Origin of the sequence: Streptomyces sp. NPDC007971 (assembly GCF_042958635.1) — a bacterium.
GTDB lineage: Bacteria > Actinomycetota > Actinomycetes > Streptomycetales > Streptomycetaceae > Streptomyces.
The window spans coordinates 309,845-331,255 of sequence record NZ_JBIBJK010000010.1 but is presented as its reverse complement, the minus strand read 5'-3'; the positions used below and the strand labels follow the sequence as shown (position 1 = coordinate 331,255).

Annotated in this window: 19 protein-coding genes and 1 pseudogene; 16 read left to right on the top strand and 4 right to left on the bottom strand. The window is 72.7% G+C overall.

What is annotated here, in order from left to right; translation table 11 throughout:
• Nucleotides 1-167 precede the first annotated feature (167 nt).
• Nucleotides 168-1,659, bottom strand: a pseudogene (lysA, locus tag ACFZCP_RS23180) (diaminopimelate decarboxylase).
• An 81-nt stretch (nt 1,660-1,740) separates the two neighbouring features.
• Between lysA and ACFZCP_RS23175 the strand changes: the two are divergent.
• From ACFZCP_RS23175 to ACFZCP_RS23160, 4 genes are all read left to right on the top strand, one after another.
• Nucleotides 1,741-2,085 (top strand): DUF1330 domain-containing protein, encoded by a 345-nt coding sequence (locus ACFZCP_RS23175; protein WP_391429499.1) that lies wholly within the window; start codon nt 1,741-1,743, stop codon nt 2,083-2,085.
• Nucleotides 2,086-2,311: 226 nt separating this feature from the next.
• Nucleotides 2,312-3,295, top strand: coding sequence for an alpha/beta hydrolase fold domain-containing protein (locus tag ACFZCP_RS23170; protein ID WP_391429497.1), 984 nt, complete (start codon nt 2,312-2,314; stop codon nt 3,293-3,295).
• Nucleotides 3,292-4,644, top strand: coding sequence for an aminotransferase class I/II-fold pyridoxal phosphate-dependent enzyme (locus ACFZCP_RS23165; RefSeq protein ID WP_391429494.1), 1,353 nt, complete (start codon nt 3,292-3,294; stop codon nt 4,642-4,644). The genes ACFZCP_RS23170 and ACFZCP_RS23165 overlap by 4 nt, the downstream gene beginning before the upstream one ends.
• Nucleotides 4,645-5,269: 625 nt before the next feature.
• The gene (locus ACFZCP_RS23160) at nt 5,270-6,691 is read left to right on the top strand and encodes an AMP-binding protein (RefSeq protein WP_391429492.1); all 1,422 of its coding nucleotides are present in this window, start codon (nt 5,270-5,272) and stop codon (nt 6,689-6,691) included.
• Here the strand turns inward: ACFZCP_RS23160 and ACFZCP_RS23155 are convergent.
• Nucleotides 6,686-7,432, bottom strand: coding sequence for a 4'-phosphopantetheinyl transferase superfamily protein (locus ACFZCP_RS23155; protein WP_391429490.1), 747 nt, complete (start codon nt 7,430-7,432; stop codon nt 6,686-6,688). The two genes, ACFZCP_RS23160 and ACFZCP_RS23155, sit on opposite strands and share 6 nt — an antisense overlap.
• Nucleotides 7,433-7,451: 19 nt before the next feature.
• Here ACFZCP_RS23155 and ACFZCP_RS23150 point away from each other — a divergent pair, with 19 nt between their 5' ends.
• The 12 genes from ACFZCP_RS23150 (at nt 7,452) to ACFZCP_RS23095 (ending at nt 18,945) form a co-directional block, all read left to right on the top strand.
• Nucleotides 7,452-7,700: an acyl carrier protein gene (locus ACFZCP_RS23150; RefSeq protein WP_362699227.1), complete on the top strand. Its 249-nt coding sequence runs from the start codon at nt 7,452-7,454 to the stop codon at nt 7,698-7,700.
• Between the two features lie 114 nt (nt 7,701-7,814).
• Nucleotides 7,815-9,470 (top strand): AMP-binding protein, encoded by a 1,656-nt coding sequence (locus tag ACFZCP_RS23145; RefSeq protein WP_391429487.1) that lies wholly within the window; start codon nt 7,815-7,817, stop codon nt 9,468-9,470.
• Nucleotides 9,467-10,750 (top strand): beta-ketoacyl-ACP synthase II, encoded by a 1,284-nt coding sequence (locus ACFZCP_RS23140; RefSeq protein ID WP_391429485.1) that lies wholly within the window; start codon nt 9,467-9,469, stop codon nt 10,748-10,750. The genes ACFZCP_RS23145 and ACFZCP_RS23140 overlap by 4 nt, the downstream gene beginning before the upstream one ends.
• Complete coding sequence (locus ACFZCP_RS23135; RefSeq protein ID WP_391429483.1) at nt 10,743-11,252, top strand: L-2-amino-thiazoline-4-carboxylic acid hydrolase; 510 nt, start codon at nt 10,743-10,745, stop codon at nt 11,250-11,252. Before ACFZCP_RS23140 ends, ACFZCP_RS23135 begins: the two co-directional genes overlap by 8 nt.
• Nucleotides 11,249-12,325, top strand: a complete 1,077-nt coding sequence (gene hppD / locus ACFZCP_RS23130) for a 4-hydroxyphenylpyruvate dioxygenase (protein ID WP_391429481.1) — start codon at nt 11,249-11,251, stop codon at nt 12,323-12,325. Before ACFZCP_RS23135 ends, hppD begins: the two co-directional genes overlap by 4 nt.
• Nucleotides 12,326-12,358: 33 nt before the next feature.
• Nucleotides 12,359-13,282, top strand: coding sequence for a phytanoyl-CoA dioxygenase family protein (locus tag ACFZCP_RS23125; protein WP_391429479.1), 924 nt, complete (start codon nt 12,359-12,361; stop codon nt 13,280-13,282).
• Between the two features lie 12 nt (nt 13,283-13,294).
• Nucleotides 13,295-14,188 (top strand): prephenate dehydrogenase, encoded by an 894-nt coding sequence (locus ACFZCP_RS23120; protein ID WP_391429477.1) that lies wholly within the window; start codon nt 13,295-13,297, stop codon nt 14,186-14,188.
• 230 nt (nt 14,189-14,418) lie between these two features.
• A complete protein-coding gene (gene fabG / locus ACFZCP_RS23115; protein ID WP_391429475.1) occupies nt 14,419-15,126 on the top strand; it encodes a 3-oxoacyl-ACP reductase FabG in 708 nt (235 codons plus the stop codon).
• 33 nt (nt 15,127-15,159) lie between these two features.
• Entirely contained in the window at nt 15,160-16,491 is a 1,332-nt protein-coding gene (locus tag ACFZCP_RS23110) for an acyltransferase domain-containing protein (protein WP_391429473.1), read from the top strand.
• Between the two features lie 8 nt (nt 16,492-16,499).
• Nucleotides 16,500-17,288, top strand: a complete 789-nt coding sequence (locus ACFZCP_RS23105) for a DUF3050 domain-containing protein (RefSeq protein ID WP_391429471.1) — start codon at nt 16,500-16,502, stop codon at nt 17,286-17,288.
• A gap of 77 nt (nt 17,289-17,365) precedes the next feature.
• A complete protein-coding gene (locus ACFZCP_RS23100) occupies nt 17,366-18,115 on the top strand; it encodes a maleylpyruvate isomerase family mycothiol-dependent enzyme (RefSeq protein WP_391429469.1) in 750 nt (249 codons plus the stop codon).
• A gap of 5 nt (nt 18,116-18,120) precedes the next feature.
• A complete protein-coding gene (locus ACFZCP_RS23095) occupies nt 18,121-18,945 on the top strand; it encodes a maleylpyruvate isomerase family mycothiol-dependent enzyme (protein WP_391429467.1) in 825 nt (274 codons plus the stop codon).
• A 50-nt stretch (nt 18,946-18,995) separates the two neighbouring features.
• On the opposite strand, the gene ACFZCP_RS23090 is transcribed toward ACFZCP_RS23095, so the two are convergent.
• On the bottom strand, nt 18,996-20,033 hold the full coding sequence (locus ACFZCP_RS23090) for a helix-turn-helix domain-containing protein (RefSeq protein WP_362699202.1): 1,038 nt from the start codon (nt 20,031-20,033) through the stop codon (nt 18,996-18,998).
• 129 nt (nt 20,034-20,162) lie between these two features.
• Complete coding sequence (locus ACFZCP_RS23085) at nt 20,163-21,269, bottom strand: alpha-hydroxy-acid oxidizing protein (RefSeq protein WP_391429464.1); 1,107 nt, start codon at nt 21,267-21,269, stop codon at nt 20,163-20,165.
• Between the last annotated feature and the right edge of the window lie 142 nt (nt 21,270-21,411).

The following is a 21,411-nucleotide window of genomic DNA, read 5'->3' as shown; positions in this document are numbered from 1 at the left end:
TCGGCCCCCCGGGGCTCCCGGGGCTCCCGGGGCTCCCGGGGCTCCCGGTCACAGTAAGGCCCTCACATGCCGTGCAGGAAATGGGAGTTGGCGTGAAGGGGAGTTGGCGCACCTCCGGGCGAGGCCGGGCCGTCGCTCGCCCGGAGGTGGTTCAGGGGGACGCCGCGCTACAGGCCCACGTCACGGCTACGGAAGTCCCCCAGGGACTCGCGGCGGACCAGAAGGTGGGCGAGGCCGTCGCGCACGGCGACGACGGGCGGGCGGCCGACCATGTTGTAACCGGACGCCATGGACAGGTGGTAGGCGCCGGCCACGGGGACCGCGAGCAGGTCTCCGGGGCGTACGTCGCCGGGAAGTTCCACGTCGGCGGCAAGCAGGTCACCCGCCTCGCAGTGGCGGCCCACCACGGTCACCACGGCGGGGGCCACGGCACTGTGCCGGCCGATGAGGCGGGGCGCGTACCGCACGCCGTACAGGGCGGGGCGCGGGTTGTCGCTCAGGCCTCCGTCGACGGCGACGAAGGTACGGTCCCTGGTGCGTTTGACGGTGAGCACGTGGTAGACGGCGATGCCCGCGGGACCCACGATCGCCCGCCCCGGCTCGATGATCAGACGGGGCACGGGGAGTCCGGCCACCGTGCAGGACTCCGTCAGTTCCGCACGGACCCTGCGGGCCAGCGCGGTGAGGTCCAGGGCCGGTTCGCCGGGCCGGTAGGCGATGCCGTGACCGCCGCCCAGGTCGATCTCGGGCAGGACCAGACCGTGCTGCTCGTGCAGTCGGGCCATGAGGCCCACCATGCGGCGCACGGCGGCCAGATACGGCTTGAGACTGGTGATCTGCGAGCCCAGGTGGCAGTGCAGGCCGGTGAGTTCGAGCTGTGGCTGGTCGAGTATGCGGGCGATGGCCTGCTGGGCGTAGCCGTCGGCGATGGACAGGCCGGACTTCTGGTCGTCGGTGCCGGTGCGGATCTTCTCGTGGCCACCGGCGCTGATCCCGGGCACCACCCGGACCATGACCTTCTGGTGACCGCCGGGGCCGACCGCGGCGGCCAGCCGGGCGATCTCCGACGGGCTGTCGATCACGATCCGTCCAACGCCCAGTCGCAGGGCGGTCTCCAGGTCGCGCGGGGACTTGGCGTTGCCGTGCAGCACGATCCGCTCGGGCGGGAACACGGATCGAGACCGCGAGCTCCAGCTCGCCGGCCGAGCAGACGTCCAGGCCCAGGCCCTCCCCGGCGATCCAGTCGGCCAAGGCCCGGCACAGGAATGCCTTGGCCGCGTAAAGAACTTCGGCGTCGGGGAAGGCGTCCCGGTAGGTACGGCAGCGCTCGCGGACCTCGCCCTCGTCAAGAACGTGGACGGGGGTGCCGAAGCGATCGGCGCGGCCCGGACGCGGGGAGGCGGAACCGGGGCTCGCCCTCGACGCTATGCCCGCCACCCATGGTTTCCGGACGTCTCCTGATGCGATGCCTACGGCGATCCGGGTGACGCGGACGGGATGCTGACACCGAGTCCGCCCTGGCAGCCGTGCAGCGCCGGACCACGTGGCGGCGCCGGCTCGACGCACGACACCCGGCGGGCGGGCGCGAGACCCTGCCGCCGACGCCTGAGCCGGGCGACAGGGCGAATGGGCGACAGTACGGCGGTGGTCGCGTTGCATTACCTGGCACGTCATCGACCCCTGTGCGTCCCGACGGCAGGATCGTGGACGTCAGGAGCCGACCGGACCGGAAGGAATGCCATGTCCGCCTACGCGATTGCCCATCTGCAGGAAGCCACCCCCCACCCGGAGATCGCCGAGTACATCGAGCGCATCACCGCGACCTTCGCCCCGTACGGCGGCCGCTTCCTGGTGCACGGCGCACAGCACGAGGTGCGGGAGGGTGCTTGGCCCGGGCACGTCGTGGTGATCGGCTTTCCGTCCCTCGACGACGCACGGGCCTGGTGGGACTCGGCGGCGTACCAGGACATCGCACCGCTGCGCTCGCGTCACATCGACGGCGACATCATCCTGGTGCCCGGCGTGGGCGAGGAGTACGACGCGGCGGGCACCGCCGCGGCCATGCGGGAAGCGGTGCCCGCCTGAGGCCCCTCGGCCTCGTCCCGCTGTCACCGAGGAGCGCACCGCGCGCTGCCGACGGCCGTCCGGGCACCCCGGCTGCCCGACGCCGAAGAGCGTTGGCGCCGAGGAACGTTGGCACCGAGGAACGTTGTTTTCTCCGGCAAGGCGCCGCCCGTCCTCCTGGACAGGGGTGGGACCGACCGTGTGGGCTGGAGAGGTCCGTTCGAGCAACGCCCACCGGGAGGCTTTCGTGTCGCTGCATCCTCAGGTCGCCGCACTGCGTGCGCGTCTGCTCGCCGCAGGGACCCGCCCGCTGTACGCCCTCGGCATCGAGGAGGCACGAGCCGCCGACCTCGCCGCGGCCCGCGCGTCCGGCGGCGAGCCCGAGCCCGTCCGCGCCGTCGTCGACGGCGAGTTCCCCGGTCCCGCGGGCAGCCTGCCCGTCCGCTTCTACCGGCCGCGCGCCGACGACACCCCGCTGCCGGTGCTGTGCTACTTCTACGGCGGCGGCTGGACTTTGGGCAGCATCGACACCTGCGACGCGATCTGCCGCCGCCTCGCCAACGCGACCGGCTGCCTGGTGGCCGCGGCCGGCTACCGGCTCGCGCCGGAGAACCCGTACCCCGCCGCCGTGGAGGACTGCCGCGCCGCGGTCCACTGGCTCGCCGGCCATGCCCACCTGCACGGCGGCGACGGCAGCCGGCTCGCGGTCGGCGGTGACAGCGCGGGCGGCAATCTGGCCGCCGTCGTGTCACTGCACGCGCGCGACCACGACGGGCCGCCGATCGCTGCGCAGCTGCTGGTCTACCCCAACACCGACTACCTGGCCGACACCGAGTCCCGGCGCGAGAACAGCGACGAGGTGTTCTTCAACCACCGTTCGGTGGACTGGTACTGGCGGCACTACCTGACGGACCCGGCGCACGGGCGCGAGCCGTACGTCTCCCCGCTGCGTGCGCCCTCGCTCCGCGGTCTGCCGCCCGCGCTGGTCATCACCGCGGAGTACGACCCCCTGCGCGACGAGGGGGAGAGTTACGCCGAGCGCCTGGCGGCGGAGGGCGTGGACACCCGGCTGAGCCGCTACGACGGCATGATCCACGGCTTCTTCGCCATGCGCGGCGTGCTCGACCCGGCCTCCGACGCACTCGACGAGGCCGCCGCCTTCCTGCGCGCGCACCTCGCTCCCCCTCCCCCGCGGACGGACGCCGCGGACGCCAAGGAGGTGCCCGCGTGACCTCGGTCCCGACGGCCCGCCCGGCGCCGGACGCGGCGTCCGGCGTCCGGCTGGACCTGGCCGACCTGCACGCCTCCCTGTCCGATCCGGTGCTGGACGCGATGAACTTCCTCAACGAGGTGGTCTCGCGCCACCCGGACGCGATCTCCTTCGCGCCCGGCCGCCCCTACGACGGGCTGCTCGACCCGGCGGTGATCACCGACTGCCTCACCGCGTACACCGACCAGTTGACCGCAGAGGGCCACACTCCCGCCCAGATCCGCACCCGCCTGATGCAGTACGGGCCCACCGCGGGCATCATCCGCGAACCCCTGGCCACCGCGCTCGCCCAGGACGAGGACATCCACGTTCCCCCGGAGGCCGTCGTCGTGACGGTCGGCGCGCAGGAAGCCATGCTGCTGACGCTGCGTGCGCTGTGCGCGGGCCCGCGGGACGCCCTGCTCGCCTCCTCCCCCTGCTACGTGGGCATCAGCGGCGCCGCCCGGCTGCTCGACATCCCCCTCGTCCCGGTCCCCGAGGGTGCGGACGGCGTGACACCGGCCGGTCTCGCGGACGCGGCGCGCCGGGCGCGCAAGGACGGACTACGTCCCCGGATGCTGTACGTCGTACCGGACTTCGCCAACCCGTCCGGGCTGTGCATGACGGTCGGGGGCCGCCGTGGTCTGCTCGCCGCCGCCCGGCAGGAAGGGCTGCTGGTCATGGAGGACAACCCGTACGGGATGTTCCGGTCCGACGCCCAGGACGTGCGCCCCACGCTCAAGTCCCTGGACGTCGACCGCCGGGTGATCTATCTCGGCTCGCTGGCCAAGACCGGGTTCCCCGGCGCCCGCGTGGGCTATGTGGTCGCCGACCAGCCGGTCGTCGACCCGGCCGGGCGCGGCACACTGCTCGCCGACCAGCTCGCCAGGATCAAGAGCATGACCACGATCAACACCCCGGGGCTGGCCCAGGCGGTGATCGGCGGTCTGCTGGTACGGCACGGATTCCGGGTGCGTCCGGCCGCGGAGCCGGGCGCGGCGTTCTACCGCGCCAACCGGGCCCGGCTGCTCGACGCGCTCGGCCGGCACCTGCCGCCCGCCGAGCGGGACCGCCTGGGCGTGTCCTGGAACCGGCCGGAGGGCGGCTTCTTCGTCGTCATGACCGTGCCCTTCGACGCCGACGAGGCCGCGCTGGAGCGGTCCGCCCGCACGCACCGCGTGCTGTGGACCCCGATGAGGAGCTTCTACGACGGCGACGAGGGCGACCGACGGCTGCGGCTGTCGTGGAGCGCGGTGGACCCGGACCAGGTCGAACAGGGCGTCGCACGACTGGCCCGCTTCATCCGGGAGTCCGCCGACGCGGAGGCCTGAAGCGAGCGTCCGCCGGTGGGGAGGCCAGAAGCCGAAGTCCGCCGACGCGGAAGCCTGAAGCAGGACTCCACCGACGCCAAAGCCTGCCCCGGCACTGCGCAGGCGCGAACACCCGAAACGGCACTGCGCGGGAGCGGAGGCCCCAGCCGGCACTGCGCAGGCACAAACGCCTGAGACGGAAGACCGCGGGCGCGGGCGCCTGAGTCGCCGCGGTCCGTCCGCCGAGCCGACCATGCTGCCTCCGCAGCCCCCTTCCCGGACCCTGCCGGCCGACCCCGCCCCCTTCCCGAACCGTGCCGGCCGACCCCGCCCCCTTCCCGGACGGTGCCTGTCGGCCCTCACAGTTCCGCGGGTCGAGTGCCCGTAATTCGCCTGTTCCGCCGTGAGGACGCAGGTCATTCAGGCGGAGCGGCGGTGAACCTACCGGAGAATTACGGTCGTTCCTGCCGGTCGCATTCGCAGCCGCCCCTCTGGTTCCCGGTTTTCCGGCTCCGCCTGATTCTGCCGGTAACTGCGTCCGTCTCTGCGCTCAGATCTCATGGACTGCGATGCCCGGCCGGGAAATGCTGGAACACATCGGCGGACAGCCGGTCACCGGTTTCCGGGCAGGAGGTGGGGCATACCCGTGGACGTTGACGAGTTGTTACTGGCCGGCCCCGTCGGCGAGGTCGTACTGCGGCTGGACGAGGCCGTGACCCGGCGGCGGCTGCGGCAGCTGGTGGCCGAGCGCCACGGGCGTCTGGCGGACGCCGGGGCGGGTGCCGGGTCGTCCGTCGCCGTGCGCCTGCCTCCGTCCCTGGAGTACATCGCCGTCGTCCTCGCGGTCTGGCGGGCCGGAGCCCAGGCGATCCTGATCGACCACCGGTTCACCGGCTACGAGGTGGCCTCGTGTCTCGAACGGCTGCGGCCGCAGCTGGCGGTGGAACCGGTCGGCGCCGTCGCCCGCCCCATGCGGGGCTTCCACGACATCGGCAGCAAGGTCGTGGCCCTGCCGGGCGGCGTGCCCGCCGCGGGCGGACACGCCCTGATCCAGTTCAGCTCCGGTTCCACCGGCCCCTCGAAGATCATCGGCCGTGGCGCGGAGGACCTGGTCGCCGAGGTCGAGCGGTACACCCGCATCGACGGTTTCCCGTCCTCGGGACGGCAGGTGGTGTCCCTGGCGTCCCTGACCAACGTGCTCGGACTGGTCGGCGGGCTCCTCAACAGCCTGCACACCGGCGCCGAACTCGTGCTGCCGCGGCAGACGGGAACCGAGGGGATCCTGCGCTGTCTGGCCGCGGCCGGCTCCCCCGCCGTCCTTCTCGCGGTGCCGTCCCAACTGGAATTGCTGGCACGGGTTTCCGCTCCTCCCCCGACTCCTCTCTTCGAAGGAGCGATCACCGGCGGAGAACTCCTCAGAGACGAACTGTGGAATTCCTTCGCCGACCGCTACGGCGTGCGGATCGGCACGATGTACGGAATGACCGAGGCCGGCGTGATGGCCACCGACCTATCCGGTGCGCACCGGCCCGAGCTGACACCTGCAGCCGGTCATGAATTCCGCGTGGAGGACGGGGAATTACTGCTGCACCGCCCGGAATCCCCGTACCTGGGGGCCACCGATCCCGGCCGCTGGGCCGACGGCTGGCTGCGCACCCGGGACGCCGGCTCGGTCGATCCGGTGACCGGCCGGGTCACGGTGCTCGGCCGCCTCGACTCGCAGATCTCGGTGAACGGCCTCAAGGTCGACCTCAACGAGGTGGAGCAACTGCTGGCCCACGCACCCGGGGTCACCGAGGCCGTCGTCGTGCACGACGGCGCGATCCGGGCGTATGTGGCGCTCGACGACGCACGGCACGGCACGGCGCCGGTCGAGGCCTGGCTCAAGGAGCGCCTCGCCCCCTACAAGCGCCCGCGCGCCGTCCACGCATTGCCGGTCCTGCCGCGCACCAGCAGCGGCAAACCGGTCCGCAGCGCCTCGGCGCTGGCCGAGGCCCGTGAGGGCGCGGCCCGGTCAGCCCGTGAGGGCGTGAGCCGGTCAGCCCGTCAGGACGTGAGCCGGTCATGACGCGCCCCGCCCGCTCCAGGGACGGCAGCCGCCCATTCCCGAGCCGTACAACCGCAGGGGCGGCGGCGCCCCACCCGGGTCCGCCGTCGCGACCGCGAGTACCAGGCCCCGGGGGCACTCGGGCAGCGCCAGCGCGAACGGCCGGCCGGGGAACGGCGTCCACCGTGCACCGAGGGGCCGGGGCAGCGGAACGCGGCGCCGGGTTCCGCCGTTTCGCAGGCCCACGCCGAGCGCTTTACCCAGTGCTTCCTTCGCGGTCCACAGCCGGAAGAAGTCCCCTTGGCGATGCTCCTCGGGACGCCGGGCGAGCCAGGCCGCCTCGGCCGGGTCGAACCAGCGGCGCGCCAGGTTCACGAACGGCAACGGCCGGACCGCCTCCACATCGACGCCCACTGCCGCGGCGGCCAGCGCCACGGCCACCACGTCGGCGCAGTGACTGATGCTCACCCGGCACAGCGCGCCACCGTCCACTCCCCGAACAGCTTCACCCACTCCCCCGGCAGCTCCGTCCGCCCCGCGGACAGCTTCGTCCACCGGGCGGACAGCTCCGTCCGCCACCGACAGGCAGGGCCTGCCGCCGGCGTCGTACGCCACCCGTGGCACGGCGCCGGGCGGCACCGGTACGCCCAGCTCCGCCGCCATGCGCACGAGGATGCGCCGGGCGGCCGCCGACGGGTCCCCGCAGGCGGGGGCCAGGACCACAGTGACCGCGTTCGGATCCTGCACCGGGCGCTCCGACATGAAGGGAAGTCCACCAGTGATGGACGAGATCCGCCAGTACCTGCTCGACGCCCTGGTGAAGATGGGCTTCGACCCCGAGGCGGTCGACGGTTCCAGCTCGCTCGGGCCGGCCGGCATCGACCTCGACTCGCTCGCCGTCGCCGATCTGGTGATGCAGCTGGAGGACCGGTTCGGCGTGCACATCGACGAGGACGAGACCGAGCGCTTCGCGATGATGACGATCGATCAGATCGCCAAGGAGTCGGCCTCACGTATCCCGGCCGCGTAGGGCACCGGCGTCCGGCACCCGCGCGTCACCCGTCGGCGGGCCCCGGCCCGGTCCGGCCACGGCACCCGCGCGCCTTCCCATCCATCTGCCCGGTCCGTACAGGGAGTTGCCCCCATGACCCTTCGAAAACTGCGCGCCGAACTGGCCGCCGACCAGGAGCTGGGCGTCGGCAACGTGCTCAGCACCCTGGTCGCCCGTGCCGGCGTTGACGCGGAGTCCGGCATCACCTTCGACTCCGAGGTCGACGGACACCCGGCCTGGCGGCGTCTGACGCTGCGCGACCTGGACCGTGCGGTCGCCGCTCGCGCCGCCTGGTTCCACTGCGCCGGGATACGGCCCCGCGATCCGGTCGCGGTCCACGTCACCACGGCCGCCGACCAGGTCCTGGCCTTCTTCGCGCTGACCCGCATCGGCGCCGTACCGGCCCTGCTCAACACCAACATGGACGGCACCACGGCGCGTGCCTACCTCGGCAAGGTCAGGCCGCGGGCCCTGCTCACCGACGCCGCGCACCGCGCACGTCTGGGCAACGAGCCGTTCCCCGGCGTCCTGCACACCGACATCGCCGACGCCGCCGGCGGCTACGAAGGCCAGGCGCCGTCGCAGTACCGCTTCCACCCGAGCGACGCCGCCGTCATCACGCACTCCTCCGGTACCACCGGGCTGCCCAAGCCGGTGACCGCGAGCCATGCCAGCCTGTTCGCGGCCACCCGGCACCGGCTGACGCTGCCCCGGCCGCGCACCATCGACCGGATGCTCAGCGCGCTGCCCGCCAACCACGCGGCCATGGTGATCGCGGTGACGCTGGCGCTGTGCAGCGGCATCGAACTGCTGATGCTCTCCGACCAGGACGGAAAGGGCGTTCTCGCGGCTGTCGACCGCTGGCAGCCGTCCTGTGTCTTCGGCTTCGCGGCCACCTGGCCGCAGCTCGTCGCCGAGGACCTGGACCGGTACCGGCTCGACAGCGTCCAGATGTGGTGGAACACGGGCGACGCCGCCCACGAGGCGCACATCAGGAAGCTGGTCTCGGTGGGACACCGGGTGGTCCCCAAGCGCGGCGGCGTCGACCGGCTGCCGGGGGCGACCTTCATGGACGGCCTCGGCTCCAGCGAGATGGGGCACTCGATGTTCTTCATCACGCACACCCCCGACACCGACCGCTACAACCGGTGCATCGGAAAGCCGCACGTCTTCGCCGAGGTCGCCGTCCTGGACGAACGGGGTCTGCCGCTGCCGGCCGGCCGCATCGGCGAACTGGGCATCAAGTCGCCCACTCTGTCGCCGGGTTACTGGAACGACTCGGTCACCACCTACCGGACGCGGCGCTCCGGCTACTTCCTCACCGGCGATCTCGTCTACCGCGACGAGGCCGGTTACTACTACCACGTCGACCGTGTGGTGGACACCGTGAGCCTCAGCGGCGGGCGGTATCTGCACACCGCCCAGTCCGAGGAGCAGATCCTCGCCGGCTGTCCCGAGGTGCTGGACTGCACGGTGATCGCCGTCGCCGAGGACGAGTCCACCGTCGCCACCGAGGTGCTCGTCAGCCTCGCCGCGGGCGGGCCTGCGCCCGGGGACCTCCAGGCCCGGGTGCGTGCCGCGCTGGACGAGCACGTGGCGGCCACCGTGCGGAGCGTGATCGTCGTCGCCGACGAGGACATCCCGCACGGGCCGACCGGCAAGGTGCGCAAGGCCATCCTGCGCGAGCGCTACAAGGAGCGGACGGCGCGGGCGGCCGCGGCGGCCGGCGGAAAGGCGGAGACCGTATGAGCACGCGAGCACGCACCGCGGCGGTCGTCACGGGCATCGGGCTGGTCAGCTCCCTGGGCCGGGACCTGGAGGAGTCCTTCGACGCGCTGTGCACCGGAGCCTCCGGACTGGGGCGGCCCACTCCCGAGCTGGCCGAGGCCTCGAACGTCGAAGTGGTCTCCCAGGCCCCGGACATCAACCCGGCCGAGGTGCTCAGGCCGCCGATCGACCCCGGCGTCGACCGCTACCTCGTCCTGGCCCTGGCCGCCGCCGAACAGGCCGTCCGGGACGCCGGGCTGGCCGTCGGCCAGAACAGCGACCCGGAGCGCACCGCGGTCGTCGCCTCCACCGCGGGCGGTCCGCTGCGCACCTACGAGGAGCATGCCGCGGCCCGCCGACGGCGGGGCCGGCAGGCCGTCAGCCCGTATCTGTGCCCCGGCATGATCCCCAACATGTCGGCGGCACGCATCGCCATCAAGTACGGCATCCGCGGCTACAGCCTGCTGCTGTCCACCGCGTGCGCGGGCGGCGGTCAGGCGGTCGCCGAGGCGCTGCGGCTGATCCGGGGCGGTGACGCCGACGTCGTGGTGTGCGGCGGTTCCGACGCTCCCCTGCACCCCACGGTGGCGGCCGCGTTCGTCAACGCCAACTCCCTCGCCCACGGTCACGACGACCCGAGGCGTGCCAGCCGTCCCTTCGACCGGGACCGCAACGGCTACGTCCTCGGCGAGGGCGCCGCGTTCTTCGTGGTGGAGAGCGCCGAGCACGCCGACGCCCGCGGCGCCGCCGGGTACGCGGACGTCATCGGCTGGGGCGCCACGACCGATGCCTACCACGTCACCAAGCCGCGTCCGGACGGCTCCGGTGCCGCCGAGTGCATGCGCCGGGCGATCGCCTCCGCCGGGCTCGCGCCCGCCGACATCGGCTACATCAACGCGCACGCCACCAGCACCGGCATCGGGGACGTGGCCGAGGCCCGCGCGATCCGCGGCCTGTTCGGCGACGACACCCCGCCGGTCAGCTCCACCAAGTCGGTCACGGGTCATCTCATGGGTGCCTCCGGCGCCTTCGAGGCCGCGGCGACCGTGCTGTCCGTCGCGCACGGCACGCTGCCGCCCACCCACAACCTCGACAACGTCGCTCCGCACTGCGAGCTGAACCACGTGCGGTCCAAGCCGGCGCGGACCGAGGTGCGGGCCGCGCTGTCCAACTCCTTCGGCTTCGGCGGCCACAACATCTCGCTGGCCTTCGGCGCTGCCTCCACCCGGGGCCGCCGCGTGCCGGGGGTCGCCGATGACTGAGCGGGGCGAGCTGCCGCTGCACACCTTCTGGTGGCTGCACGACGCCCGCTGGTACCAGGGGGTGAAGAAGCGGTACGGGCAGGAAGCGGCCAACGAGATCAACGCGGAGGCGATGAAGTTCGTCGCCCGTCGGGTCGCCCGCTGGTTCGTGGCCCGGCAGGGAGTCGACCACGCCAAGCTGCCGATGGACGAGTTCGTCGTGTACTTCAAGGAGATCCCCCGGGCCATGTGGCCCGAGGAGATGACGAACTACCAGCACACCGCCGTGGACGACGACACCTTCGAGACGGTGGTCACCGAGCACTTCGCGCTGAAGATGCTCAGGGCCGCCCGCTCCTTCGACGACTACCGCTGCCCCTGCCTTCAGATGCGGGCGGGCTGGTTCGAGGGGATGCGCCTGGACGTCCAGGACAGCCGCAGCGCCTGCATGACCCACGGCGACGCCGTCTGCCGGTTCCGCGCCACCGTACGCCGTCCCGAGCAGGGAGACACCACGTCATGATCACGGGAATCGACCACGTCGAGTTCTACGTCGGAGACGCCCGGCAGGCGTCGTTCTACCTCTGCAGCGCCCTCGGTTTCCGGCTGTGCGCCGAGACCGGTGCCGATCACGGGCGGCCCGGACAGCGATCGCTGCTGCTGCGGCAGGGCGGGATCCGTCTGCTGATGACGTCGGCCCTGACCGAGGACGCGGCGGCGGCCCGCTACGTCGCCCGGCACGGGGACGGCGCCGCGGTGATCGCCTTCGGTGCCGACGACGCGCGGACCGCGTTCCACGAGGCGGTGGCCCGGGGTGCCCGGCCGGTGCGCGAACCGGCCGAGTACGCCGACGCCGACGCGCGGGTGGTGGTCGCCGAGGTCGCCGGGTTCGGCGATGTCACGCACCGGTTCGTCGAGCGCCACGGCGACCGGGAGGCCTTCCTGCCGGGCGTGAGCCGGCATCTGGCGCCCGACCCGGAGGAGGGCGAGAACCTGCTGCGCCTGGTCGACCACATCGCGGTGTGCGTGCCGGCCGGTGAACTCGACACCACTGTGGAGCACTACGAGAAGGCGTTCGGGTTCACGCAGGTCTTCGAGGAGTACATCGAGGTCGGCGCGCAGGCCATGAACTCCAAGGTGGTGCAGTCCGACTCCGGTGGCGTCACCTTCACGGTCCTGGAGCCCGACACCACCCACGCCCCCGGCCAGATCGACGACTTCATCGGCCGGCACGGCGGCGCGGGGGTCCAGCACCTGGCGTTCCTGACCGACGACATCTTCACCGCGGTGGGCCGGCTCCAGGAGCGCGGCACACGGTTCCTGACCACGCCGGGCGGCTACTACGACAGCGTCGCCGACCGCGTCGGCGCGACGGACGTCGACCTCGCCGCGCTGCGCCGTCACCACGTGCTCATCGACCGGGACCACTGGGGCGAGATCCTGCAGATCTTCACCCGGTCCATGCACGTGCGGCGCACCTACTTCATGGAGGTCGTCCAGCGCCGCGGGGCCCGCAGCTTCGGCAGCGGCAACATCCGCGCGCTGTACGAGGCCGTCGAACGCGACAGCGCCCGCACCGCGCAGGCCGGCGTCTGACCGGGCCTGGCCACCGAGATCGGAGGAGGGCTCATGAGCCACCCACAGCCGGACTTCAAACTCACCGAGGACGAGAAGGCGCTCCTGCCGACGGACGAGGAGGTCCGCGACTACGCCGAGCACGGCTGGTACCTGTCGCGGAAGCTGTTCACGGACGACGAGATCGACATGCTCACCGCCGCGAGCGACCGCTTCTACGCCGGTCACCGCGACCGCACCCTGCCCGTCCGGCCGCCGCGGCTGGCGTACTGGACGCCCGGGGACGGCGACGTCCAGCGCCACCACGACTACGTCCACTACGAGGACGACCGGATCGCCGCCATCCTGCGCAAGCCGTTGATCGGGGCGGTCGCGGCGCGGCTGGCGCAGGCCGAGGAGATACGTGTCTTCCAGGCCACCATGATCTACAAGCCGCCGCGGCCGGACGAGCCCAGCAATGTGGTGCCCTGGCACTTCGACAAGCACTACTGGGCGACCTGCTCCTCGCAGCGCATGCTGACCGCGTTCGTGCCGTTCCACGACTGCGGGGACGAGATGGGCACCATCACCATGATCGACGGCAGCCACCGATGGCGGGAGACCGGCGGCCGGGACAGCGCCACCCGGCACTTCGCCGAGCGCGACCGCTGCGAACTGGAGGCGATGCTGGAGGAGAACGCCCGGCACAACGGCGCCGAGGTCCTCAAGGTGCCCATGCGCATTCCCCGGGGGCACGTCAGCTTCCACCACTGCCGCACCTATCACGGCAGCGGCGCCAACGTCAGCGGCTGGCCCCGGCGGGCGATCTCGCTGCACCTTCAGGACGGCGCGAACACCTACGTCCGCCACGAGCTGAGCGACGGCTCCGAGGTCGTCTACAACCACGACGTCCTGGTGCGCCGCACGGCCGACGGGCGGCCCGACTACGCCGACCCGGTCTTCTGCCCCACCCTCTGGGCAGCCGGCCCGGACGACTGACGGGGAACCGCGATGCGCACAGTGGCCGTCGTGGGCGGCGGTCTGATCGGAACCTCCATCGGTATGGCGCTCGCCGTCCGTGGCACCGCGGTTCATGTGCTCGACCGTGACCCGGTGCGGCAGGCGGAGGCCGCCGAGCGGTGCGCAGGAGTCGCGGGGCCGCCCCGCGAGAGAGCCGATCTGGCCGTGCTGGCCGTGCCGCCGGGGCAGATCGCCCGGGTCCTGCGCGAGCAGCAGATCCGCGGGCTCGCCCGCTGCTACACCGACGTGGGCAGCGCCAAGGAGTCGGTGCAGCGGGCCGCCGTGGCGGCCGGGTGCACGCTGGAGTACTTCGTCGGCGGGCACCCCATGGCCGGCTCGGAGCAGTCGGGCCCGCACGCGGCGCGCGCCGAACTGTTCGTGGGCCGTCCCTGGGTGCTCACCCCCGACCGGTGCACCGGTGCCGCGGCGCTCGTGGCCGCGCTGGATCTGGTCGAGGCGTGCGGGGCGCGGCTGGTCGTCATGGCCGCTGCCGAGCACGACCGTGCGGTGGCCCTGACCTCGCACGCCCCGCACGTCGTCGCGAGCGCCCTCGCCTCGGCACTGGGCGGCGCGCCGCAGGAGGTGGTCGACCTGTGCGGCGCGGGCATCCGCGACACCACGCGTATCGCTGCCGGTGAGACGGGGCTGTGGAGCGACATCCTCGGCAGCAACGCGGGGGCGGTCGCCGCCGCGCTGGAACCCCTCGTCGACGAACTCACGGCTGCCGTGGCCCAGTTGAAGCGGGCGGCCGCTGCCTCCCCCGAAGCGCCACGACCGGTGCTGGCCGACCTGCTCGACCGCGGCGGCGAGGGCCGCGCCCGCATCATGACCGTCCAGCCGAGCCCCTCGGTCCGGCTGCCCCGCCCGGTCGCGTCGTTCGTCTGACCGTCACGCGGCACATCCCGTCACACTGCACCGCCCCGTCACACGCCGTACGAGCAGCGCTCGGCGAGAGCGCGGCACACGGCACACGGCACCTGCATCACAGCACTCGCAGCACTCACAGCTCAGCGCCCGGATCACAGCAGCCGACTCACGGCGCCCGAGGCCGTCACCGCACGGCCGAATCATCGCAGACACCGTCACCACACGAACGCCACACGAGGGAGCACCCGATGGGAAGGTCGGTTCTGGTCACCGGCGGCAATCGCGGCATCGGTCTCGCCGTCGCCCGCGCCTTCCGCGACCGGGGGGACCGCGTCGCCGTCACCTGCCGCACGTCCGGCCCGCCCGATGCGGACCTGCTCGCCGTACGCTGCGACGTCACCGTGCCCGAGCAGGTCGAGGAGGCCTTCGTCCGGGCCGAGGAGGCGAACGGCCCCGTCGAGGTGCTGGTCTCCAACGCCGGGATCATCGACGACGTGCTGCTGCTGCGCATGCGGGAGGAGCACTTCAGCCGGGTGCTGGACACCAATCTGACCGGCACCTACCGGGTCGCCCGGCGGGCCGTGCGCAGCATGCTGCGCACCGGCTGGGGCCGCATCGTGCTGATCTCCTCGGTCGCCGCCGTGCGGGGCGCCCCGGGGCAGGTCAACTACGCGGCGAGCAAGGCCGGGATGACCGGCATGGCACGGGCGATGGCACGTGAGGTGGGCTCACGCGGGATCACCGCCAACGTGGTGCTGCCCGGCTTCGTGCCGACCGACATCAACGCGGGTCTGTCCGAGGAGTTCCGGGCGGACCTGGTCCCCCAGATCCCGGCCGGCCGCTTCGGCGAACCGGCCGAGGTGGCCGCCGCGGTCACCTTCCTCGCCTCGGACGCGGCCTCCTACATCACGGGCGCCCTGGTCCCGGTCGACGGCGGCCTCGGCATGGGGCACTGACCGACCCACCCACCGAGCACACCGGAGGTCCCCTTGCACACCCCGTCCACGCTCCTGTGCCCCCTGGGGGCGCCCACCGCTTCGGAGCTGGCCGCGCTGGCCGCCGCGGCCGCGGGCCGGCTCGCCGCCGACCCCGGCCTCACGCCCGCCGGGCTGGTGCACGAACTCGCCGCGGGCCGGGCCGGACCCCATCGCGCGGCGGTCCTCGCGGGCGACCGCGGCACGCTGGCCGACGGCCTCACCGCGCTGGCCGAGGGCCGCGCCCACGACGCCCTGGTCACCGGCGAGGCGGCCGGAGGGTGCGGCACCGCGCTGGTCTTCCCCGGCCAGGGGTCCCAGTGGCCGCGCATGGCCGCGGACCTGTACGAGCAGTCGCCGGTCTTCCGCGAGCGCATCGACGCGGTCGCCGCCGAGCTGTCCCGCTGGACCGACTGGAAGCTCCTCGACGCCGTCGTAGGCGGGGCGGGCGAGGAACTCCTGGAGCGCGTGGAGGTCGTGCAGCCCGCGCTGTTCGCGGTGATGGTGGCGCTCGCCGCGCAGTGGGAGGCGTACGGCGTCACGCCCACCGCCGTGATCGGTCACTCCCAGGGCGAGCTGGCCGCGGCGCACGTGGCCGGGGTGCTGAGCCTCAAGGACGCGGTGCGCATCGTCGTCATGCGCGGCAAGGTGCTGCGCGGCCTGACCGGTTGCGGCGGCATGCTCTCGGTGCCCATGCCACGGGAGTGGACGGCCCGTTACGTCGCCGAGCGGTCCGGCCGGCTGGCGATCGCCGCCGAGAACGGGCCGGGCAACCTGGTGGTCTCCGGTGATGTGCCGGCCCTGGAGGAGCTGGTCCGGGTGTGCGCCGAGGAGGGGGTGCGGGCACGCATGGTCAAGGTCGACTACCCCTCGCACTCACCGCAGATCGACCGGATCCGCGACGAGTTCCTCGACGGGATCGCCGGGACCACCGCGCGGCCGGGCCGGCTCCCCTACTACTCGTCGGTCGCCGCCGGCCGTCTCGACGGCATCGAACTGGACGCCGCCTACTGGTTCCGCAATCTGCGGCACACCGTGCGGTTCGAGGCCACGGTCCGTGCGGCGGCGGCCGACGGGCATCTGCGGTTCGTGGAGAGCAGCCCGCACCCGGTGCTCGTCCGCGGGCTGCAGCGGATCCTGCGCGAGGTGCCCGGCAGCCGGGTGACCGAGTCCCTCCGGCGCAACGAAGGGGGCACGGACCGCTTCCTGCGCTCCGTGGCCGCCGCGTGGACGCACGGCGCCCCCGTCGACCGGACCGCCGTCCCGGCCGTCCGGCCCGCTGACCCGACCGACCCCGACGCGAACCCGCGCGGCGCAGCGACACCCGGCAGCGCCGCCCGTCCCTGAGGAGAACCATGTCCCGTTACGACTGGGAGATCGACAACCCCGGCATCGCGCGCCTGCAGAAGGCCGCCGACGCGGCCCGCAGCCGTGTGGTGGCCCACCCCCTCTACCGGAGCCTGGACCGGCTCGACGCGGTGACGACGTTCATGGAGCACCACGTCTTCGCCGTGTGGGACTTCATGTCGCTGCTCAAGTCCCTTCAGCAGAAGCTGACCTGCACCTCGGTGCCGTGGCTGCCGAGCGGGCCGGCCGCCAGCCGCCGGCTCATCAACGACATCGTGCTGGTCGAGGAGAGCGACGAACTCGGCGACGGCTTCCTCAGCCACTTCGAGCTGTACCTGCGGGGCATGACGGAGGCCGGGGCCGACACCCGCCCGATCGGGACGCTGCTGGAGCTGCTGCGCGACGGCTACCCGGTGCTGCCCTCGCTGAAGGAGGCGGGCGCCCCGGCACCCGCTCTGGAATTCGCCACCACCACCTGGCACTTCATCGAGAACGCCCCGGTGCACTGCCAGGCGGCGGCGTTCGCCTTCGGCCGTGAGGACCTGATCCCGGACATGTTCGACCAGGTCGTCGCGGTCAACAGGAAAGAGGGCGACCGGCTTCGGTCCTTCGTCGACTACCTGGAACGGCACATCGAGGTGGACGGCGAGGAGCACACCCCGATGGCCATGCAGATGCTGGCCGATCTGTGCGGCGACGACCGCGACAGGTGGCGGGATTGCGAGGAGACGGTCGCCGTCGCGCTGGACGCCCGGACCCGCCTGTGGGACGGCGTACTGGAGGCGATCAGGGCCTGATTGATAGACCTGGACGCGCTTCCAGACAGTTCCACACAGGTGCGAGGGACCGGTCGGGTCCCACCGAGGAGGAGCACATGTCCACGGACGCGATGACGGCGCTGCGGGCCGACCGCGACGCCTTACTGGAGCTCTGCGCGGGGCTCACCGACGCCGGCTGGAAGGCCGACAGCGGGTGTCCCGGCTGGTCGGTCCGCGACGTCGTCACCCATCTGGGAACGCTGTTCACCAAGGTGGTGGCCCCCTCGTCCCTGCCCGACACCACGGGGCTGTCGACGGAACGCGCACAGGACGTGTACGTCGAGGCACGGCGCTCCTGGCCGACGGAGCGGATCGTCGCGGACTACGCGCAGGCCGGCGAGCAGGCATCAGCCGCCCTCGCGGTCCTCGCCCGCGAGGGCGCCCGGGAGATGGACCTGGGCGACCTGGGCACCTATCCGGCGGCCAGACTGCCCTGCGCCTTCGTCTTCGATCATTTCGTGCACATCCGGTACGACCTGTTCGGCCCCCGCGGGCCCCTGACCGGACCGCCGCCGCCCGCGGACGCCCTGCGCCTCGGGCCGACGCTGGACTGGATCGAGGCGGCGCTGCCCCAGCAGAACCGCACGGCCGTGGCGGAACTGGTGGGCTCGGTGGACTTCGTGGTGGAGGGCCCCGTCCGGCGCACCATACGGCTCGGCACGGGCGGCCGTACCGCGCGGGTGGTCGCCGACGCCGAGGACTTCGTGCGCTGGATCACCGGACGCGCGGGGCCGGACGCGCCCGGTGTCGCCTGCTTCGGTGATCCGCGGCAACAGCCGGTGCTGCGCGGGCTGCGGGTGTGGTGAGCGCCATGGACCCGGGGTTCAGCCCCACCACCGCCGATCTGCGGCGGGAGGCCGCCCGTGCCGCAGCCCTGCTGCGCACCGTGCCCGCACCCGGCGCCCGGGTGCCGGGGCTCGACTGGACGGTCGCCGAGACCGCCGCGCACCTGGTGGCGGAGGTGCGCCACTACACCGGGTTCGCCGCCGGTACTGCCAGGGCCCAGGACGTCCTGCGGACGCTGGACGTCGCTCCGGGGGCCGCGCCCGGCGAGGTGAACGCCGCCGCCAACGCCCGGGCGCTGGCGGAGTTCACCGAGCGTGACCCGGACGTGCTCGCCGACGCACTGGAGGCGGGTGTCGGGGAGTTCGCCTCGGCGGCGGCCGGGCGGTCCCCCGAGGAACCGATCCCGACCACCAACGGCCTGACCATGACCGTTCCCGTGATGACGTCTGCCCTGCTGGGCGAACAGCTCGTGCACGGCCTCGACATCGCGCGGGCCGCGCGGGCCCCGTGGCGGATCGAACGGCGTGCGGCGCAGCTGGTCGTCGAGGGTGTGCTCGCGATGGCCGCGGGCTATGTGGACCGGCGGCGCACCGCCGGGAAACGTGTCAGCTACGAGCTGCGCTTCCGGGGCGGCCCGCGCCACCGGTTCGTCGTGCGTGACAGCACGGCGCGGGTGACGCCGGCCGGCGATCCGGTGGACTGCGTCATCATCGCCGACCCGGTCGCCTTTCTGCTGGTCGGCTACGGCCGCACGGGCCAGTGGGGCCAGGTGCTGCGCGGACGGCTGGTGGCGGGCGGGCGTCGGCCGTGGCTGGGGCTGCGCTTCGCCGGCCTGTTGACCAGCGTGTGACGCAGGCTGCGGCACCGGCCGGGCCCGGCGTCGTGCGCGCCGGGCTCCGGTCAGCAGTGCGCGGTGGCCCGACCGGGCAGGTTCGGGTCGGCAGGCGGGAGTGACGAGCGGTCCGGCATCTGCGCGAGCAGCGTCGTCAGCCGCAGGCCGGGGTGGAGGGCCGCATGTGCGGCGACCACCGAGAGCGTCCCCGGGGAGCGGCGGCACAGCTCGATCAGCCGGGTCGTGGCCTCCTCTTCGGCAGCCACCCGGCGCCGGCCCAGGAGCCGCTCCAGGGACGCCCGCGCGTCCTCGAAGGGGAGGACGTCCAGGCCGATGGTCTGCGCGCCGTGGTGGGCCACCAGCGAGGTGAGCTTGTGCTGGCTGGTGACGACCGCCACGCAGCCGGGCGTGCCCGGCAGCAGCGGGGTGACCTGCTCCGTGCTCTCGGCGTCGTCGAGCACCATCAGCACCCGCTTGTTGGCCAGCACGCTGCGCAGCAGTGCCGACTGCGCGTGCAGTCCGCCGGGAATCCGCGCGTCCGGCACACCGAGTGCGTGCAGGAAGTCGCGGACCGCCTCGCCCGGGGTGAGCGGCTCGTCGTGGTTGCGGTGCAGGTCGACGTAGAGCCGGCCGTCGGGAAAGCGGTCGGTGAGCTGATGGGCCCAGCGCACCACCAGGGCGGTCTTGCCCACTCCGGGCTGGCCGTTGACCACGGCCAGTCCGGGCGTGGTCTCCTGCTGTTCCACCAGTGTGTCCAGCGCGAGCAGTTCGCGCTTTCGTCCAGTGAAGTGGCGTGGTGACATGGGTAGTTGCTGGGGGACCACGACCGGGCCGACAGTGGGCTCGGACGTGCGCTGCGCCGGGATGAGGGGGTCGGTGGCGCGCGCCTGCTCCTCGACCAGCCGGTCCAGTGCCTGCTTGTCCAGTCCGAGGGCCTTGGTGAGGAGTTGGAGGGAGCGCGGGTGGGGCTTGCGGGTCCGGCCGCGTTCCAGATCGCTGATCATGCGGACGCTGAGTCCGCTGAGCCGGGCCAGGTCCTCCTGTGTCAGTCCCATCGCTTCCCTGCGGCGGACGAAGAGCTGGCTGACCTCATGGCTGATACGCATGGCTGTGCTTCCCCCGTGGGCCTACGTGGTGTGCGTACCGCGTTGTCGATGGTGCAACGCGCTGTCGGATCCGGTGGTGCCGATGGTGCGTCACCGCAGAGCCGGGGACGGGCGCCCGTAAGGGGCCGGTCACGGAGGGCCCGCGTGGGGCGCACACAGGAGGGAGGAGTCGATGCCGGCCAGTCCGTCCAGGCCGCACAGCAGCATCGCCTCGGTCAGCTCGGCACCGAGCAGACGGAGCATCTCGGCGACCCCGTCGGCACCTTTGCACGTCAGGGCCCACAGGGCCGGACGGCCGACGAGTACGGTGTGCGCGCCGAGGGCGAGGGCCTTGAGGACGTCGCCGCCCTGCCGGAACGCCCCGTCGACGAGGACGGCGCACCGGCCTGCCACCGCCGCGGCGATCTCGGGCAGCGCGGCGACCGCCGGTACGGCGCCGGGCAGTTGTCGTCCGCCGTGGTTGGAGACGACGACGCCGTCGGCGCCGCACTCGAGGGCCCGTAGGGCGTCCCGGGAGTTCAGGATCCCCTTCAGGACGAGCGGGAGTCCGCTGCGGCCGCGCAGCCATTCCAGGTCGCGCCAGGTGATGGTGGCGTCGAACTGCTCCCCGGAGTGGGAGGCCAGCGCGGAGGTGCCCGCGGTGGCGCGGTGCACGCCGGCCGTCACGGCTTCGTCCAGATTGACCGCGTGCGCGTGGCGGGGGACGGCGAACCCGTTGCGGATGTCGCGTGGTCTGCGGGCGACGACGGGCGCGTCCACGGTGAGCACGAGTGCGGCGAATCCCGCTTCCTCGGCCCGTGCCACCAGTTTCTCCAACTGGTCGCGACGGCGCAGCCAGTACAGCTGGAGCCAGAGCGGGCCGGCGCTGTGCCGGGCGATCTCCTCCAGGGTGCGGTTGGCGAAGATGCTCGTGACGAACAGGGCGCCGGCGGCGCCCGCGCCGCGGGCGGTGGCCGTCTCGCCCTCCGGGTGGAACAGGCGGTGGTGTGCCATGGGGGCGATGCCCAGCGGCAGTCGGAGCCGACGGCCCAGCAGGGTGGTGGCCGGGTCCGGTCGGGACACGCCGGTCAGGACGCTGGGCCGCAGCCACAGTCGGTCGAGTACGGTCCGGTTCGCATGGACGGCGGATTCGTCGCCGCTGCCGCCCGACAGATAGTCCCAAACAGGTGAGGGTAACCGCTCCTGCGCGGCTTCCTCCCATTCCCTGACGTGCACCAGTGCGCGTTCTTGGGTCATGTCAGGAACTGTACCAGCCGATATCGAACGATAAGGCAAAGATTGCGGAGTACTGGCTGGTACATAATGAGATTCCGATGGAATTATGCACGGGGCCCGGTAAAGCGCCGGAGAAGTTGATTTTCAACCGGCACTTGACTGG

What these genes read in the sequence shown, in the direction of transcription:
- ACFZCP_RS23095 (WP_391429467.1), top strand. Translation starts at nt 18,121, where the DNA reads ATGGACCCGGGGTTCAGCCCCACCACCGCCGATCTGCGGCGGGAGGCC.
- ACFZCP_RS23150 (WP_362699227.1), top strand. Translation starts at nt 7,452, where the DNA reads ATGGACGAGATCCGCCAGTACCTGCTCGACGCCCTGGTGAAGATGGGC.
- ACFZCP_RS23145 (WP_391429487.1), top strand. Translation starts at nt 7,815, where the DNA reads ATGACCCTTCGAAAACTGCGCGCCGAACTGGCCGCCGACCAGGAGCTG.
- ACFZCP_RS23175 (WP_391429499.1), top strand. Translation starts at nt 1,741, where the DNA reads ATGTCCGCCTACGCGATTGCCCATCTGCAGGAAGCCACCCCCCACCCG.
- ACFZCP_RS23135 (WP_391429483.1), top strand. Translation starts at nt 10,743, where the DNA reads ATGACTGAGCGGGGCGAGCTGCCGCTGCACACCTTCTGGTGGCTGCAC.
- ACFZCP_RS23155 (WP_391429490.1), bottom strand. Translation starts at nt 7,432, where the DNA reads ATGTCGGAGCGCCCGGTGCAGGATCCGAACGCGGTCACTGTGGTCCTG.
- hppD (WP_391429481.1), top strand. Translation starts at nt 11,249, where the DNA reads ATGATCACGGGAATCGACCACGTCGAGTTCTACGTCGGAGACGCCCGG.
- ACFZCP_RS23140 (WP_391429485.1), top strand. Translation starts at nt 9,467, where the DNA reads ATGAGCACGCGAGCACGCACCGCGGCGGTCGTCACGGGCATCGGGCTG.
- ACFZCP_RS23120 (WP_391429477.1), top strand. Translation starts at nt 13,295, where the DNA reads ATGCGCACAGTGGCCGTCGTGGGCGGCGGTCTGATCGGAACCTCCATC.
- ACFZCP_RS23105 (WP_391429471.1), top strand. Translation starts at nt 16,500, where the DNA reads ATGTCCCGTTACGACTGGGAGATCGACAACCCCGGCATCGCGCGCCTG.
- fabG (WP_391429475.1), top strand. Translation starts at nt 14,419, where the DNA reads ATGGGAAGGTCGGTTCTGGTCACCGGCGGCAATCGCGGCATCGGTCTC.
- ACFZCP_RS23125 (WP_391429479.1), top strand. Translation starts at nt 12,359, where the DNA reads ATGAGCCACCCACAGCCGGACTTCAAACTCACCGAGGACGAGAAGGCG.
- ACFZCP_RS23090 (WP_362699202.1), bottom strand. Translation starts at nt 20,033, where the DNA reads ATGCGTATCAGCCATGAGGTCAGCCAGCTCTTCGTCCGCCGCAGGGAA.
- ACFZCP_RS23085 (WP_391429464.1), bottom strand. Translation starts at nt 21,269, where the DNA reads ATGACCCAAGAACGCGCACTGGTGCACGTCAGGGAATGGGAGGAAGCC.
- ACFZCP_RS23100 (WP_391429469.1), top strand. Translation starts at nt 17,366, where the DNA reads ATGTCCACGGACGCGATGACGGCGCTGCGGGCCGACCGCGACGCCTTA.